Genomic DNA, 13,924 nt, shown 5'->3' on the forward strand with positions numbered 1-13,924 from the left:
CTTAGATTATTCAGCTTCAGCAGCAAACAACTCGATTGCTTTTGAATCAGCTGTAAGTGTGATGATAGCTTTTTTAGTTTTGTTAGTAAAACCAGTGTAACGTCCAACACGTTTTGCTTTTGGTTTTACGTTGATTGTGTTAACATTTGCAACTTTAACACCTTCGAAAGCAGCTTCAACAGCTTGCTTGATCAAAAGTTTGTGTGCACGAGTGTCAACTTCAAATACATATTTCCCTGCTTCAAGTTGAGCCATTGAGCTTTCAGTGATGACAGGTTTTTTGATAACATCATACAAATTCATTATGCAAGAACCTCCTCGATTTTAGAGATAGCTGCTTGTGTGACAAGAAGTTTGTCGCTATTTGCGATGTCAAGAACACTTGCAGTTGTAGCAGTTGCAACTTTCACGTTTGGAAGGTTACGAGCTGAAAGAGCTGCGAATTCATTTCCTTCTTCAAGGATAACAAGAACTTTTGAATCGATGCTCAATGCTGCAAGAACTTTTGCAAATTCAGCAGTCTTTGGAGCTGTAAATGAAAGAGCGTCTACAGCTACGAATTTGTTTTCAGCAACTTTTTCAGAGTAAACTGATTTAAGAGCTAGGCGACGAACTTTTTGTGGAAGTTTGTAGCCGTATGAACGTGGAGTTGGTCCGAAGACAACACCACCACCACGCCATTGTGGTGAGCGAATAGAACCTTGACGAGCACGTCCAGTTCCTTTTTGACGCCATGGTTTGCGTCCACCACCTGATACTGCAGAGCGGTTTTTAACAGCGTGTGTTCCTTGACGAAGGCTTGCGCGTTGGCTGATGATCACATCAAACACAACTGATTCATTTGGTTCGATACCAAATACTGCATCGTTAAGAACAACTTGGCCAGCTTCTTTACCAGTTTGGTCAAATAATGTTACGTTTGCCATTGTGACTGATTTCCCCTTTCTTTATTATTTACCAGCTTTAACTGCTGATTTGATAGTGATAAGAGATTTCTTAGCACCTGGTACGTTACCTTTGATAAGGATAACGTTCTTTTCTGGAACAACTTGTACAACTTCAAGGTTTTGAATTGTTACGCGATCGCCACCCATACGTCCTGCAAGGTTTTTACCTTTGAATACGCGGTTAGGTGCAACAGGTCCCATAGAACCTGGACGACGGTGGTAACGAGAACCGTGAGCCATTGGTCCACGTGATTGTCCGTGGCGTTTGATAACACCTTGGAAACCTTTACCTTTAGAAGTACCAGTTACGTCAACAACGTCTCCAGCTGCGAATGTTTCAACTGTGATTTCAGCACCAACTTCCAAGCCTTCAACGTTTTTGAATTCACGAATGAAGCGCTTAGGAGCCGTGTTAGCTTTCGCTACATGTCCTTTAGCAGGTTTGTTGCTCAATACTTCGCGTTTGTCATCGAAACCAACTTGGATAGCGTTGTATCCGTCTGTTTCAACAGTTTTAACTTGAAGAACAACGTTTGGAGTTGCTTCAATAACTGTTACAGGGATCAATTCGCCAGCTTCAGTGAAGATTTGAGTCATTCCCACTTTTTTCCCTAAGATTCCTTTTGTCATGAGAAAATAGTTCCTTTTCTATATTTTTATTCAAAAAGTTTTTAACGAGCGTTTTTCATGCTCAAGGTATCAAGCTTTAGATTAAAGTTTGATTTCTACGTTTACACCACTTGGAAGATCCAATTTCATCAAGGCGTCAACTGTTTTTTGAGTTGGGTTAACGATATCGATCAAACGTTTGTGTGTACGCATTTCGAATTGTTCGCGAGAGTCTTTGTATTTGTGAGTCGCACGAATGATTGTGTAGAGGCTACGTTCAGTTGGAAGTGGGATTGGACCCGCAACTTGTGCACCTGTACGAGTAGCTGATTCTACGATTTTAGCAGCCGCTGTGTCAAGCGTACGGTGTTCGTAAGCTTTCAAACGGATACGGATTTTTTTGTTTGCCATCTTTTTCTCCTTTTCGTCTATTTAAGATAATAGGCTAGCTCCACAAGAAAACCGACGCGCGTTGCGTGGCAATGCAACCGAGCGTGTCGCAACCTCTTGCATCAAAGCTAAGGCTGTAATTTACAGCACCATAATAGAATAACACAAAGCCCCTGCGATTGCAAGGGATTTGTAAGGTTTTTTTCGTTTTTTTGGGATGAAACTGTTTTCCTATTTCATCTTCATACAATTACTAATTTACGACTATTAAAACCAATCTTTTCTTCTATATAATTCGAGTCATTTTGACTTTGAATTTATCTTGTGATTGATCCACTAAGATATCTGCTTTAGACTCGTTTTCTCTATAGTATCGCTGATACTGCTCCCGTCTCATTTGATGGCTAGCTAGTACAAAGGAAGCATCGCGATTTCTCATAATCGTGTCTCGAGCTAGACGCCTCTCTAATTCCGTCTCCTCATCCGTGTAGAAACAGATAGTTTTGTCAAAGAGTTCCTTGGGTAGAAAGCCCACAGACATCCCTTCAACAATCAGAATCGGTTTGGCTCCAGATAAGATCTCGCTAGCCTTCCAAGGTTCATCGATTGTTAAGACATCCATACCTGCCTGCAAGGCGAGAATATCTCTCTGCAAACTTGCCAGTTCATGCGCCACTGGCAGACAAGCTGTCACCTTTTGATCAGGTGCTTGCTTTGGTATTACCAGGTGACGTTCTGAAGTGATATAGGGATCTGTTTCTAGCAAATTTACTCTAGTAGAATCTAGGGCTTGATATAATTCCTGAGCGAAGGTAGACTTACCTGATGCACCGTGACCGTAGATCCCCAGCGTTTTGACTTTTCCCGTTTCGATCTCTGAGACCAGTTGGTCTATTAAGTCTTTTTTCTTCATTCTCTCTTCACCTGTTCATAGCTTTCTTTTCCGTCATTAAGCTTGTCCCAAATCACCACTTGCCCACTTTTGAGGGATTTTTGCACATCGATAATTCGTTGATTAGAGGAACCTCGAAACTGGAGCATGAGATTGCGCTTGCTTTTATCATACCGTCCATCGACAAGGATATCAATCAGCGACAAGAGTTCCAATTTGTCTGAAGTCTCCAGCATCATTTCTTCCCAAGTGTAGCCCGTCCATGACCAGATGTCTTTATCTGGCAATTCCTTCCGAATGCGTTTAACGAGAGGTAAGAGAATGCCCGTATTAAGAAAAGGTTCTCCTCCCAGCAAGGTCAATCCTTGAACATAGGGCTGGGCAAGGTCTACCATGATCTGTTCTTCTAACTCTGCTGTATAAGGAATACCCGCATTGAAAGACCAAGTCGCAACATTATAGCACCCCTCGCAGTGAAACATGCAACCTGATACATAGAGAGAGTTTCGCACACCTTCTCCATCGACAAAGTTAAAGGCCTTGTAATCAATAATCCGCCCTTTACTGAGTTCTTCACTTTTCCATTCACCTGGTTTTGGTGTATTCCATGTCATCCTTCTACTCCAAATCTATCCAGTAACGTTCTATGCCATTGCGAACATCCTCAAGCACCCCGCCGTTTGCCACAATCACCGCCCTACTAGCAGGATTTTCCGTACTACAGGTCACAAGTGCTTTTTTGATGTTCTTTTCCTTGGCAACTTGCAGGCCTTGTCTGAGGGCTTCTTTGGCATAACCTTTGCCTCTTTCAGAAGGGCGGATGGAGTAGCCAATATGCCCACCTTCTTCCAATAAGAAGTCATTGAGGCACAAGCGGATATTGAGAAATCCTACAGCTTGACCATCTATCGAAAAAGCGACTAACTGAATATCAGGCACCCACCCTTCAGGCAAATTAATCCCCATTTCATGATCCTGATTGTTTTTTAACCACTCTTCATAAACAAAATTCTCAGCATCCCAAAATCCGCCATCGTGGGCTGATTGAGTCTGTTCAAACTCCGCCATCATCTCTAAAATCGCTTCTTTATCTTCCAAACATGGTCTACGTAATTCCATCCTTACCTCCCACTAAGAGAAAAGCGAGAGCGGACTCTCACTTTTATTTTTTCTTGTTCTTGTTTAAAAACTGTTCTCTGAGGTTAAGCAAGCGTTCTTTTTTGCCTGTTCCACCTTTCGAGTGTTTCTCGTGATAACGGGTCACTTGAGCTCGTCCCTTATCATCTAATTGGTATTTCCCCATTCCATTTCCTTCTAATTTGTTACTTCATGTCCGGCTGTTTTAATGGTTGAACCGTTCATGTGTTTGACACGCGCAGCGATTTCCTTGTGGCGTCCATTGACCATCGGACGCGCTTGCGGATTTCCCAGATAACCACAAGTACGTTTGACCACATCTACTGTTCTAGGGTCGCTATTGCCACAGTTGGGACAAGCAAAGCCTCTCTCAGTTGGTTCAAAATCTCCTTCAAAATCGCACTTGTAACAGCGATCAATCGGAGTATTGGTTCCTAGATAGCCGACACGGTCATAGGCATAGTCCCAGACAGCTTCCAAGGCTTTAGGATTTTGTTGAAGAACTGGATACTCACAATAATGGATGAAACCACCTGACGCACCTGCTTCTGGATAAACTTTCTCAAAGTCTAACTTTTCAAACGGTGTTGGATTTTTACGGACATCGTAGTGGAAAGAGTTGGTGTAGTATTCCTTGTCTGTAATATCAGGAATAGAGCCGAACTTCTCTGTATCCAAACGGCAGAAGCGATCTGTCAAGCTTTCAGACGGTGTGGAGTAGATAGAGAAATGGTAACCATATTGGTCAGACCACTCTTCCACACGACGTTTCATATCACGAATAATATCCAGCGTGAATTCCTTGGCTTCTGGATTGCTTTCCCAGCTATTGCCAAAGAAGACCGTCGCCACTTCATACAAACCGATGTAGCCCAGTGAAATAGTCGCACGACGATTATTGAAGAGTTGGTCTACACTTTCTTCTTTTCCGAGACGGCGGCCGAAGGCTCCATACTGATAAAGGATCGGAGCATTTGCGGGTGTTGCTTCCTTGGTCCGTTCAACGCGATAAACCAGAGCATCTTCTGCGATGTTCATACGTTCGTTGAAGATTTCCCAAAACTTGTTCATGTCGCCTTCGGATTCGAGGGCGATACGAGGCAGATTGACTGTCACAACACCTAGATTCATCCGACCTGAATTGACTTCGACGCCATTCTCATCCTTCCATCCTTGAAGGAAAGAACGACAACCCATAGGTACCTTGAAGGAACCTGTCAAGTCAACAATCTTATCATAAGACAAAACATCAGGATACATCCGCTTGGTTGCACACTCAAGAGCCAACTGTTTGATATCGTAGTTAGGTGACCCCTCCTCTAAGTTGAGTCCTCTTTTTAGCGTAAAGATGAGTTTAGGGAAGATAGCTGTGCGGTGTTCTGAGCCAAGTCCCTTGATACGAATAGTCAAAATAGCTTTTTGAATTTCACGCTCAAAACGATTGGTTCCTAGACCGAAACCTAGAGAAGTAAAAGGTGTTTGCCCATTTGAAGTGAAGAGAGTGTTGATTTCATACTCAAGAGATTGCATAGCATCGTAGATGTCTTTTTGCGTTTTCTTCCAGGCATAATCTTCCCGTTTTTCAGGCAAGACCCATTCTTCTGCATCTTTAAGGTGTTTTTGGTAATTCTTCTCTGCATACGGAGCCAAGACTTCATCGATACGGTCAGCAGAACAGCCCCCGTACTGGCTAGAAGCAACGTTTGCGATGATTTGTGAAATCTGTGCTGTCGCAGTTTGGATAGACTTGGGACTCTCTACCTCTGCATTACCAATCTTAAAACCATTTTCCAACATGCCTTTAAAATCAATCAAACAGCAGTTGGTCATCGGAGTGTAGGGGCTGTAGTCCAAGTCATGATAGTGGATATCTCCCTTTTGGTGAGCATTGGCTACGTGCTTAGGAAGCATTTGCAGTCCGATTGATTTCCCAACAATCCCTGCTGTCAAATCACGCTGGGTGTTAAAAACATCACTGTCTTTATTGGCATTTTCATTGACAACTGCCTGGTCTTTATTGAGAAGTTTATGAATGCTAAAGTTGATATCTGTCGCTTTTGAGCGCTCAAAATCCCTTTGTGTCCGATAAGTGATGTACTCCTCAGCCAGCGCATATTCTTTGGCTTCAAGGAGTTCATGCTCTACGATATTTTGAATCTCGTAAATCTTGACACCTTGAGGGAAACGACTGTGAATTTCCGCAACAATACGCTCAAGCAGCCCATTTAGGCGTTTTTCTACTAGAGGCGTAACGTCCATAACCTTTTCCGCCGCCTTGTGGAGAGCTTTGTCAATCTTGTCTACATCAAACACCACACGTCTACCATCTCGTTTTTCAACGAACAAGGTGGGAACGGTTGCAAGCTTTTCTTCTAATACAATCATATCCATGCTCTTTTCTATTTTTCTTCTTAAGTGATATTATACCACTCTAAAAAGAAAAATCAATATCTTGTGTTAAAAATTCTAAATTTTTTAAAAATCCACAAGATATTGATTTGTTATTTAGATTTATAAAGCTTGAATTCCTTACTATCCGTCTGAACAAGTTCGTATTTTTCACTGAGTAAACTCTCTACATCCGACCACAAGGCAACTTTTTGATTGACCAAAATCATCTTCGGTTGATTTTCTTTCAAATCATTGACTAGTTTCGTTTTATTCTCGTCGCTTGCAGTATAGAGTGTTGGTGTCACTAGAGAGCTTGGTGCCAGACGTTCACTTGCTCGATAAAAATCTGGACGATTATCCCAAGCATAGACACGATCCTCAGAACTCGTTTGCTGTTTGACCAAGCTAGCAAGCTGCTCACGTTCCTGATAAGTACTTGGATGCGAAATATAGCGACTCAAAACAGGTAGGAAAAGTAAATAGACTATCGCAACTAATGGTAGATAGAAATTTCCCTTGAGGTAGCGACCAAAGAGTGATGAAGAGCGAACTCTTCGTCTACTACGACTGATACGATCAGGGCTTCCTTCTTTGATGTTGGTTAACAATAACAATGTCAGAAAGGGCAAAATCGCTGCCAAACGTGAGCCATGCAAAGGTTCCTTTGAAAAAATTAACAAAGCAAGAGTTACTAATAATCCTAAAATAGCGCCTATTGAGACAGCAGATTGTTTGGCTGGTTTAGATTGAAACAATCCTGAAAAGATCAATGTCAGAATCCCAATACCGATGGATAGCAAACCATAGAAAGCAGCATTCTCCATAAGATTGGCATTTGAAAATAGATTAAGCGTATCTATTGGATACAAAGTATGGCTAATCGCATCACCAAAAGTTCCTGTTAAGACTGTATAATAGCCAATTGGATAAAAAATGATAGAAAATCCTAGGGCTGATGCGAAAAATTGATACAAACCATGAGCAAATTTACGCTTGGCAATATTAAATCCAAACAAACTCAAGGCAAGTGTGGCTGCAAACAAGGCTGTGGGAATAGGTGATAGGAAGAAAGCTAATGCTAAACTCATCCCAACTCGCAAGAAACCTTTATCGTTACTTGGATCATCCAGATAGTCAGCCACTAGGCTAAAACTATAAAATAGAAAAGGCAAGGCCACAGCCACTGCATAGCTACCACCAAATCCCAGACTGCCCACAAGCAGATAGAAAACCAACAAAAGCTGTCTAGCCTGCTCTCCCTGACCTGTCAAGGTATCTGCGGATTTAAATAGAAAAACACCAGCTCCGAACAAGGCCAACCACTCCACCAAAGCAAAAAGAATACTCCCTTGAGAGAGATAGATTAGTACGTAATAAAGCAGTCCATTTGAACCATAATAATCCGTGTAAATCTGCCCACTCTGATGTAGCGCCCAACCAGTATAAAGATCTTGCATCTGTTGGGGGCTCGCCAAACCAAAGATCAGAGGCAACATGACAGAAACAGCTGTAGCAGCCAAACTCCAAATCACCATACTAAAAAATGGAAGCGGAGTTCGTTTCTTCTTACCTCGCTCCAGTCCAAATTCGGACTCTTGATCCAGCCGTTCCCGATACTGGTATCGAAATTCTTCTAGCTGTTCGTCTTTTTCCTCGTATACGTTCATTCAATTTCTCCTCTAAGTTTATCTGTTTTAGTATATCAAAATCTTACAGGAATGTCAGCTAGAGATTGATATTTCCTTAACTTCTTATCTAGCTCAACATAGCGTTCAATCTCTCGAAAACGGTGTAAACTGCTTGTTTGAAACTCTAGGATAAAATCATGTTCTTCTTGATTTAGCATTTTCATCCTCCTGCTTATCTATTCGCAAAAAGACAAAAATAAGATCCAGCCTTGGGCCAGATCTTGGTTGGTAGTTAGAGCATGGGCGCAAACAACTGGACAATTTCCTTGATCAAGCTTTGATACCAGCTTGTTTTGATTGTGTGGGGATAAATTTCTTGAGAAACTTTAAAAATCTCTTTGAAGTCCCTCTCAATATCTATGATAGACTGCGTTTTATAAAGCAAAACGCCATTTTCATAGTGGTGAAGCAAGCTACGATAGTCAAAATTGATGGTTCCCACAGTTGCTACCTCTCCATCGACAAGCATTTGCTTGCTATGAAGGAATCCCGGACTGTACTCGTAAATGCGAACTCCAGCAGATAGCAAGTCTGGATAGGCTCCCCGAGTAACTAACTGAATAACCTCCTTATCTGGGATATATGGCGTCACAATTCGCACATCTACTCCTCTCAGAGCTGCATTTTTGATACTTTCAGTTAGATCATAGTCAGTGATCAGATAGGGAGTCGTGATATAGACATAGTCTGTAGCTTGATTGATAAGGTTTTGATAGACAGTTTTTCCAACTTGGGCTCGGTAGATAGGCTTTGGCCCACTACTGTAAGGAATGCAAAGCCCCATCCCATCTCTAGGTTGATTTTCGAGATGGTATTGGTCAAAGTCACTAATTTCCCCACGGTTGATATACCAAGTGGATAAGAAGAGTCTGGTAAAAGCCTTGACTGCTGGTCCATCCAGACGAATACCGCTATCCTTCCAATAACCAAAGCGATCGATATGGTTGATATACTCATCCGCCAGATTAACACCACCTGTATAGGCAATTTGACCATCGATAACCATGATTTTACGGTGATCACGGTTGTTATAAGCAACGGTCAAGCGTGGAATCACCTTGTTAAATTTGTGGGCTTCAATCCCTCGACCACGAAGCTGGATGGTGTAATCTCCAAGCAGGGTAGCCATACAACCAATATCATCATAGAGGAGTTTGACTTCTACTCCTTGAGCTGCCTTTTCTTCCAAAATCTCCAAAATGCTGTTCCACATCAAACCTTCTTCGATGATATAGTATTCGAGAAAGATAAACTTCTCAGCTTTCTTGAGATCCTCTAGCATCTGATGCCACATGCTTTCACCAGATGCAAAAAATTGTGTATCCGTTCGATCATAGACATCGGCATTCGTGTCCATGCTGAGGAGTGATTTGATAACTCCGTAAGCTGACTTATCCTGCTCTTTTAACTCCAAACGGAGAGCTCTGCTATTGTCCTCTCGATCAACCATTGATTGGAGTTGCTTTAGCTGTTTCATTTCTTTTTTAGATAAACGGCGTTCTCCAAACATGATATAGAGCAATGGCCCAAACACTGGCACAAAGGCTACTAACAGCCATGTCACCTTGCTTTCAGGATTCATAGATCGATTAACAATCGATACAATGGTCGCTAAGCTCACTAAAATGACAAGGATAATCCAGACAATTGGAGCCATTTGCCCTAGATAGATAAATAAACCAAAGACGAGAATCAACTCCGTCAACATGATGGCAATACTAAAACCATACTTAGACATGAGTAGCTGCATTTTTCTAGCTGTCATACATCCCCTTCCTTTTCTAACATTCTCCTTAACCGCTTAATAAACTAATGTTTCTACTAGTATACCTCAGTTCAGGGGGAGATGGCAACCTTTTACCTTTTCTAAAATTCCAGCCGTTCCGTGTTTAGATGATTGTTACAATTTCAGAGCCAACATATTGACCGTCATACCAGCTGCAGTCCCCATAAGGTAGACGACATCTCCCTCCTTGATAAGTCCATGTTCCAAAGAATAAGCCAAGCCAAACGGCACAGAGACTGACACCATATTTCCATAGTCAGTGACGAGATTGAGGTACTGATTCTCGGCCACACCTAGTTTTTCCATGACCAAAGGAAGAGCACGACTTGCTTGGTGAGGAATGATGTAGTCCACGTCTGCCAAGGCTAGCTGTGTTTTTTCTTGAAACTCTTCAAACATGACTGGGATTTTACGAGCAGACAAGAGGAGGATTTTCTTCCCCTTCATGTCAAACATATAGTTGGTCTTAGTCACTTCAGAGTACTCTTTGGGTTGATAAGATGTCAAACCTCCACGAATCTCCGTATCGTGAGCTCCTTCTGACCAAGTACGTTGGAGACTAGCAATGACCCCTTTTCCCTGATGGCTTTTTTGGAAAATAAAGGCTGCCGCCCCATCACTAAAGAGTTCAAAACTTTCTTTTTGCTTGGGATTAAGCCCCAAACTTCCAACCTCACTGGATACAATCAAGACACGATTGTATTCGCCCGCCTCAATCAAGTGGGACATGGTCGATAGAGCAGAAATAAAGCTCGTACAGGTCGTATTGATATCCATAGCCGGGATTGAGAGTCCTTTTGCTACGCGTTCATGAATCAAGGCAGCTGTACATGGAATAGGCTGAACACCAACCGCACTTGCCGAAACCAGACAATCAATGTCTTCTATTTTCAAATTTGCATTTTCGAGTGCCTGCTGGATAGCTGCTTCTGCCAAATCTAGTTGGGTTTCTTCGTTTTCAACCACACGATAACGGGTCTGGTCTTTAAATTGGACAGTATGCTTTGGAAGGCAAACACCATAACCTGCGATTTCTACATGTCTTGTTACTTCTGTCATTGTCTTTTGTCCTTTCATAAACGTTGGATACGTTTGAGTTTACGGCTAGTATCCCAGTGATAATCTGAAAATTGGATTTGAGGAACTATAAATTGCTTTTGCTGGGCCAAGAGTTGGAATTGAGCTAGAATAGCTGCCTCTAAATCCTCATCTCGTCGGCTTAGGCAAACTTCCACTAACTTCTCGGAATGTTGCTTGACTTGGTAATCTCCTACATTCTCCACAAAAAGGATGCAGCGCCTGATAAAGTCTGGATAGATAGTTACCTGTCCCCCATCCAGTCCTTCAAAATAGAAGATGTCGTCAGAGCGTCCTTCGACCTTGTTAATCCGTGTATAGCAGGAGCCACATGGACAAGGCTCCGGATTTTCAACCAAGATATCATTGAGCTGATAGCGATAAACAGGTTGACTACTTCGCTTAAAGTCCGTAATGACTGGATAAAAACGACGGTCATCTAGATACTGCTTTTCCACAAAGATAATGTCTTCGTTGAGATGTAGATTACCAGCTGGGCAAGTGCAGGCTAGGAAACCTTCGGTCGCCTGATAAACTTGGTCAATAATGGGTAGAGAAAAGGCCTCTGCGATGCGTTCTCTATCACTATCTTCCAAGATTTCTGCCACCGAAACGATTTTTTGTGGATGGATGGCTAACTGTCCAGCTTTTAGTCGCTTGCTCAATTCAATCAACATAGAGGCTGGCGCCACAATAATCGTTGGTTGATAGTTGTTGAGTCGCTCTATATGTTCATCTGTATGTTTGAAAATATCAAAATACTCTAGACGAATGAGGGCCGTATTGATGGTCTGATAGAGTTCATTATCGGCTCTCAGGAAAAAGGCGATGCGGTGTCCAAAAAGTTGACCTTTGGGCAACATCTTTGCCAAGATAGCCGCCGCCCACATACTTCGCTCTTTCTCTGTTGTGATAAAGAGGCCCCGATGTCCAGATGTCCCTGAAGACAGACCGACTGCCACTTCCCCTTTAAGTTCAGTGAAATCACGGGTCTTCTCGCTTTCAATAGCTAAGGATAAGGCTTCATCCCGATCCACTCCTTGGGTGTTGAGCTCATTGAAATGTTCCATCATAAAGGCCTTGTCCATATGGTCAAAGTCGCTAGGAACTCCATTTTTAAAGTAGGGCGACTCTCGCTTTAAAAAGTCCATATAATTAGTTAATTGCTTTTTCTGATAGCTCTCTACAGCCTCTCGAGATTTGAAGTTATGAAGCCAGCGAGTTTGGATAAAGGTTTTAAGAAAGGTTATTTTTTTCATATAAGATTGACTCTATCCTTTCTACAGGGTCATGACTAACAAGTACCTCAATTCCGTCTTTCAAGACTTCCTCCAGAAACTCTGTCCCCTTGATATAGTCCACCTTGTTATCTTGAACCAAGGAAGGAATCAGGTGCATCTGTTTGGTGTAAGGCAAGAGGTCAATTCCCCAGCAAAGATCTGCTGCAATGAGGAGGTTAAAGTCTGGAAGATACAGACAGGCTTGCCCCCTAGCATGCCCATCAACAGAAGCTACTAGGATACTGCCATCTCCAAAAAAATCACAAATCGGACGATAGGGAAAAGTTGAATCTTGCTGGTCAGCTCTGATAATGGTTAGTTTTTTTTCAAAAGAAGCTGGCAAAAATTCCTTGAAAATCAGGTCTTTCAACTTGGGTTTCTGGTAAACCTTATACACTTCTTTTGTCAGGATAAAGGTTGCATGAGGAAAGAAGCTAGCTCCTCCCAGATGATCTGGATGTAAATGAGATAGAAGGACATAGTTAATTTCTTCTGGTTTGATTCCCTTCGCTTCTAGCAAACGTGAAATTTGGTCCTTTTCCGTCATTTGAACAGGTGTTCCTAGACGATAAAAACCATAGCGAAGCTTCGTCTTAATATCATAGTGATAGCCAGTATCATATAGCAAATAGCCCTTGTCTCTGTGTTTAATCAGAAAGACACCAGCTGGAAAGGTCATCTTTTTATTCTTGACTCCCTTGAATAGCAAACCTGTATAGCTAGTACAGTAGCCTGCTGGGAAATAATCAATGCTTTCGATAATCTTGGACATATTGTTCAATCCCTTCCGAAATACTGATTTGAGGGCGATACCCCAAATCTCGCTCCGCCTTACTGATGTCCAGCGTCTGGCTATAACGGAGCAAATAATAGGTATAGCGTGTCAGAGCCGGTTCGCCTTTGAGTTTCAAGTTCTTATACAGAAACTCTAAACTACTGGCAATAGCTGAAAGAATAGGAGCCGGCACTTTTCTGTATGTTATTGGATAGCCCAACCCTCTCAAGGTTTCTTCTATCAAATCCTTAAAGGCTCTTGGTTCCCCATTGGTAATATTATAAACTTCGCCACTAGCTTGAGGGGCCTCTAGTGCCAAGCGAATTGCCAGAGCGACATTTTCCACACAGGTCATATCCATGAGCTGACGACCGTCTCCTATCAAGGGAATGCCAATTCTCTGACTGAGTTTGAGAACTCGGGGCAAAATACTGGTATCCCCAATCCCAAAAAGTCCACGAGGCCGTAAGATAATACTCGGAACATCGGGATAATCCTTAAACAGCTTCTCCGAAGCCAGCTTACTGCGAATGTAGTTGTTAAGATTATTTTCCTGAGGCGCAGCGCTTTCTTTGATAGCTAGCTGGTCTCGAGGCGCAGCATAGATGCTAGGCGAGGACACATAAACCAAACGCTGAATACCGGCCTCTCGACAAGCCTCCAGAACATACTTGGTTCCCAAGACATTTGTCTGGTAGAAATCCTCCCAAAGACCCCAAACGGTAGAAAGAGCACCCGCATGCACAACCATGTCCATGCCCTGACAAGCCTGATTCAAATCCTCTTGTCTGGTCAAATTTCCTTGAAAAAAAGTCACAGAGGAGTTCTCCAAAGACTGACCAACCTTGCTATTACGTCCAAAGGCTCGTACCTGATAACTATGCTGAGACAGTTCTTCTAGGACGTACTTGCCTAAAAAGCCTGTAGCTCCTGTCACTAATACTTTTTTCAT

The 13,924-nt window shown here is 42.4% G+C and carries 16 protein-coding genes; all 16 read right to left on the bottom strand.

Annotated elements, in window-relative coordinates; genetic code table 11:
• Positions 1-6 precede the first annotated feature (6 nt).
• Positions 7-303: a 50S ribosomal protein L23 gene (locus GOM47_RS08690; RefSeq protein ID WP_001055347.1), complete on the bottom strand. Its 297-nt coding sequence runs from the start codon at positions 301-303 to the stop codon at positions 7-9.
• Positions 303-926 carry a 50S ribosomal protein L4 gene (gene rplD, locus GOM47_RS08695; protein WP_000024537.1) on the bottom strand — a complete coding sequence of 208 codons (624 nt, stop codon included), beginning with the start codon at positions 924-926 and terminating at the stop codon, positions 303-305. The genes GOM47_RS08690 and rplD overlap by 1 nt, the downstream gene beginning before the upstream one ends.
• A gap of 24 nt (positions 927-950) precedes the next feature.
• Positions 951-1,577 (bottom strand): 50S ribosomal protein L3, encoded by a 627-nt coding sequence (gene rplC / locus GOM47_RS08700; RefSeq protein WP_000160197.1) that lies wholly within the window; start codon positions 1,575-1,577, stop codon positions 951-953.
• A gap of 81 nt (positions 1,578-1,658) precedes the next feature.
• A complete protein-coding gene (rpsJ, locus tag GOM47_RS08705) occupies positions 1,659-1,967 on the bottom strand; it encodes a 30S ribosomal protein S10 (RefSeq protein ID WP_001284513.1) in 309 nt (102 codons plus the stop codon).
• Between the two features lie 265 nt (positions 1,968-2,232).
• Positions 2,233-2,859 carry a uridine kinase gene (locus GOM47_RS08710; protein ID WP_235080545.1) on the bottom strand — a complete coding sequence of 209 codons (627 nt, stop codon included), beginning with the start codon at positions 2,857-2,859 and terminating at the stop codon, positions 2,233-2,235.
• Positions 2,856-3,452, bottom strand: coding sequence for an anaerobic ribonucleoside-triphosphate reductase activating protein (gene nrdG / locus GOM47_RS08715; protein WP_235080546.1), 597 nt, complete (start codon positions 3,450-3,452; stop codon positions 2,856-2,858). The genes GOM47_RS08710 and nrdG overlap by 4 nt, the downstream gene beginning before the upstream one ends.
• 4 nt (positions 3,453-3,456) lie before the next feature.
• Complete coding sequence (locus GOM47_RS08720; protein ID WP_235080547.1) at positions 3,457-3,957, bottom strand: GNAT family N-acetyltransferase; 501 nt, start codon at positions 3,955-3,957, stop codon at positions 3,457-3,459.
• A 43-nt stretch (positions 3,958-4,000) separates the two neighbouring features.
• Entirely contained in the window at positions 4,001-4,141 is a 141-nt protein-coding gene (locus tag GOM47_RS08725) for a hypothetical protein (RefSeq protein WP_000521625.1), read from the bottom strand.
• Positions 4,142-4,152: 11 nt separating this feature from the next.
• Positions 4,153-6,360 carry an anaerobic ribonucleoside-triphosphate reductase gene (gene nrdD, locus GOM47_RS08730; protein ID WP_235080548.1) on the bottom strand — a complete coding sequence of 736 codons (2,208 nt, stop codon included), beginning with the start codon at positions 6,358-6,360 and terminating at the stop codon, positions 4,153-4,155.
• 116 nt (positions 6,361-6,476) lie between these two features.
• Positions 6,477-8,033 carry a damage-inducible protein CinA gene (locus GOM47_RS08735; protein WP_235080549.1) on the bottom strand — a complete coding sequence of 519 codons (1,557 nt, stop codon included), beginning with the start codon at positions 8,031-8,033 and terminating at the stop codon, positions 6,477-6,479.
• Between the two features lie 35 nt (positions 8,034-8,068).
• A complete protein-coding gene (locus GOM47_RS08740) occupies positions 8,069-8,212 on the bottom strand; it encodes a hypothetical protein (RefSeq protein ID WP_235080550.1) in 144 nt (47 codons plus the stop codon).
• Positions 8,213-8,286: 74 nt separating this feature from the next.
• Complete coding sequence (gene cls, locus GOM47_RS08745; protein WP_235080551.1) at positions 8,287-9,819, bottom strand: cardiolipin synthase; 1,533 nt, start codon at positions 9,817-9,819, stop codon at positions 8,287-8,289.
• Positions 9,820-9,954: 135 nt separating this feature from the next.
• Positions 9,955-10,899 carry a 3-oxoacyl-[acyl-carrier-protein] synthase III C-terminal domain-containing protein gene (locus GOM47_RS08750; protein WP_235080552.1) on the bottom strand — a complete coding sequence of 315 codons (945 nt, stop codon included), beginning with the start codon at positions 10,897-10,899 and terminating at the stop codon, positions 9,955-9,957.
• Between the two features lie 14 nt (positions 10,900-10,913).
• Positions 10,914-12,176 (bottom strand): F390 synthetase-related protein, encoded by a 1,263-nt coding sequence (locus GOM47_RS08755; RefSeq protein ID WP_235080553.1) that lies wholly within the window; start codon positions 12,174-12,176, stop codon positions 10,914-10,916.
• A complete protein-coding gene (locus GOM47_RS08760) occupies positions 12,154-12,969 on the bottom strand; it encodes an MBL fold metallo-hydrolase (RefSeq protein WP_235080554.1) in 816 nt (271 codons plus the stop codon). Before GOM47_RS08760 ends, GOM47_RS08755 begins: the two co-directional genes overlap by 23 nt.
• The gene (locus tag GOM47_RS08765) at positions 12,944-13,924 is read right to left on the bottom strand and encodes an NAD-dependent epimerase/dehydratase family protein (RefSeq protein WP_235080555.1); all 981 of its coding nucleotides are present in this window, start codon (positions 13,922-13,924) and stop codon (positions 12,944-12,946) included. The genes GOM47_RS08760 and GOM47_RS08765 overlap by 26 nt, the downstream gene beginning before the upstream one ends.

The organism is Streptococcus oralis, assembly GCF_021497945.1.
GTDB classification, from domain to species: domain Bacteria; phylum Bacillota; class Bacilli; order Lactobacillales; family Streptococcaceae; genus Streptococcus; species Streptococcus oralis_BR.

What these genes read in the sequence shown, in the direction of transcription:
- GOM47_RS08710 (WP_235080545.1), bottom strand. Translation starts at nt 2,859, where the DNA reads ATGAAGAAAAAAGACTTAATAGACCAACTGGTCTCAGAGATCGAAACG.
- GOM47_RS08740 (WP_235080550.1), bottom strand. Translation starts at nt 8,212, where the DNA reads ATGCTAAATCAAGAAGAACATGATTTTATCCTAGAGTTTCAAACAAGC.
- GOM47_RS08725 (WP_000521625.1), bottom strand. Translation starts at nt 4,141, where the DNA reads ATGGGGAAATACCAATTAGATGATAAGGGACGAGCTCAAGTGACCCGT.
- rplC (WP_000160197.1), bottom strand. Translation starts at nt 1,577, where the DNA reads ATGACAAAAGGAATCTTAGGGAAAAAAGTGGGAATGACTCAAATCTTC.
- rplD (WP_000024537.1), bottom strand. Translation starts at nt 926, where the DNA reads ATGGCAAACGTAACATTATTTGACCAAACTGGTAAAGAAGCTGGCCAA.
- nrdD (WP_235080548.1), bottom strand. Translation starts at nt 6,360, where the DNA reads ATGATTGTATTAGAAGAAAAGCTTGCAACCGTTCCCACCTTGTTCGTT.
- GOM47_RS08720 (WP_235080547.1), bottom strand. Translation starts at nt 3,957, where the DNA reads ATGGAATTACGTAGACCATGTTTGGAAGATAAAGAAGCGATTTTAGAG.
- rpsJ (WP_001284513.1), bottom strand. Translation starts at nt 1,967, where the DNA reads ATGGCAAACAAAAAAATCCGTATCCGTTTGAAAGCTTACGAACACCGT.
- GOM47_RS08690 (WP_001055347.1), bottom strand. Translation starts at nt 303, where the DNA reads ATGAATTTGTATGATGTTATCAAAAAACCTGTCATCACTGAAAGCTCA.
- GOM47_RS08755 (WP_235080553.1), bottom strand. Translation starts at nt 12,176, where the DNA reads ATGAAAAAAATAACCTTTCTTAAAACCTTTATCCAAACTCGCTGGCTT.
- GOM47_RS08750 (WP_235080552.1), bottom strand. Translation starts at nt 10,899, where the DNA reads ATGACAGAAGTAACAAGACATGTAGAAATCGCAGGTTATGGTGTTTGC.
- cls (WP_235080551.1), bottom strand. Translation starts at nt 9,819, where the DNA reads ATGACAGCTAGAAAAATGCAGCTACTCATGTCTAAGTATGGTTTTAGT.
- GOM47_RS08765 (WP_235080555.1), bottom strand. Translation starts at nt 13,924, where the DNA reads ATGAAAAAAGTATTAGTGACAGGAGCTACAGGCTTTTTAGGCAAGTAC.
- nrdG (WP_235080546.1), bottom strand. Translation starts at nt 3,452, where the DNA reads ATGACATGGAATACACCAAAACCAGGTGAATGGAAAAGTGAAGAACTC.
- GOM47_RS08760 (WP_235080554.1), bottom strand. Translation starts at nt 12,969, where the DNA reads ATGTCCAAGATTATCGAAAGCATTGATTATTTCCCAGCAGGCTACTGT.
- GOM47_RS08735 (WP_235080549.1), bottom strand. Translation starts at nt 8,033, where the DNA reads ATGAACGTATACGAGGAAAAAGACGAACAGCTAGAAGAATTTCGATAC.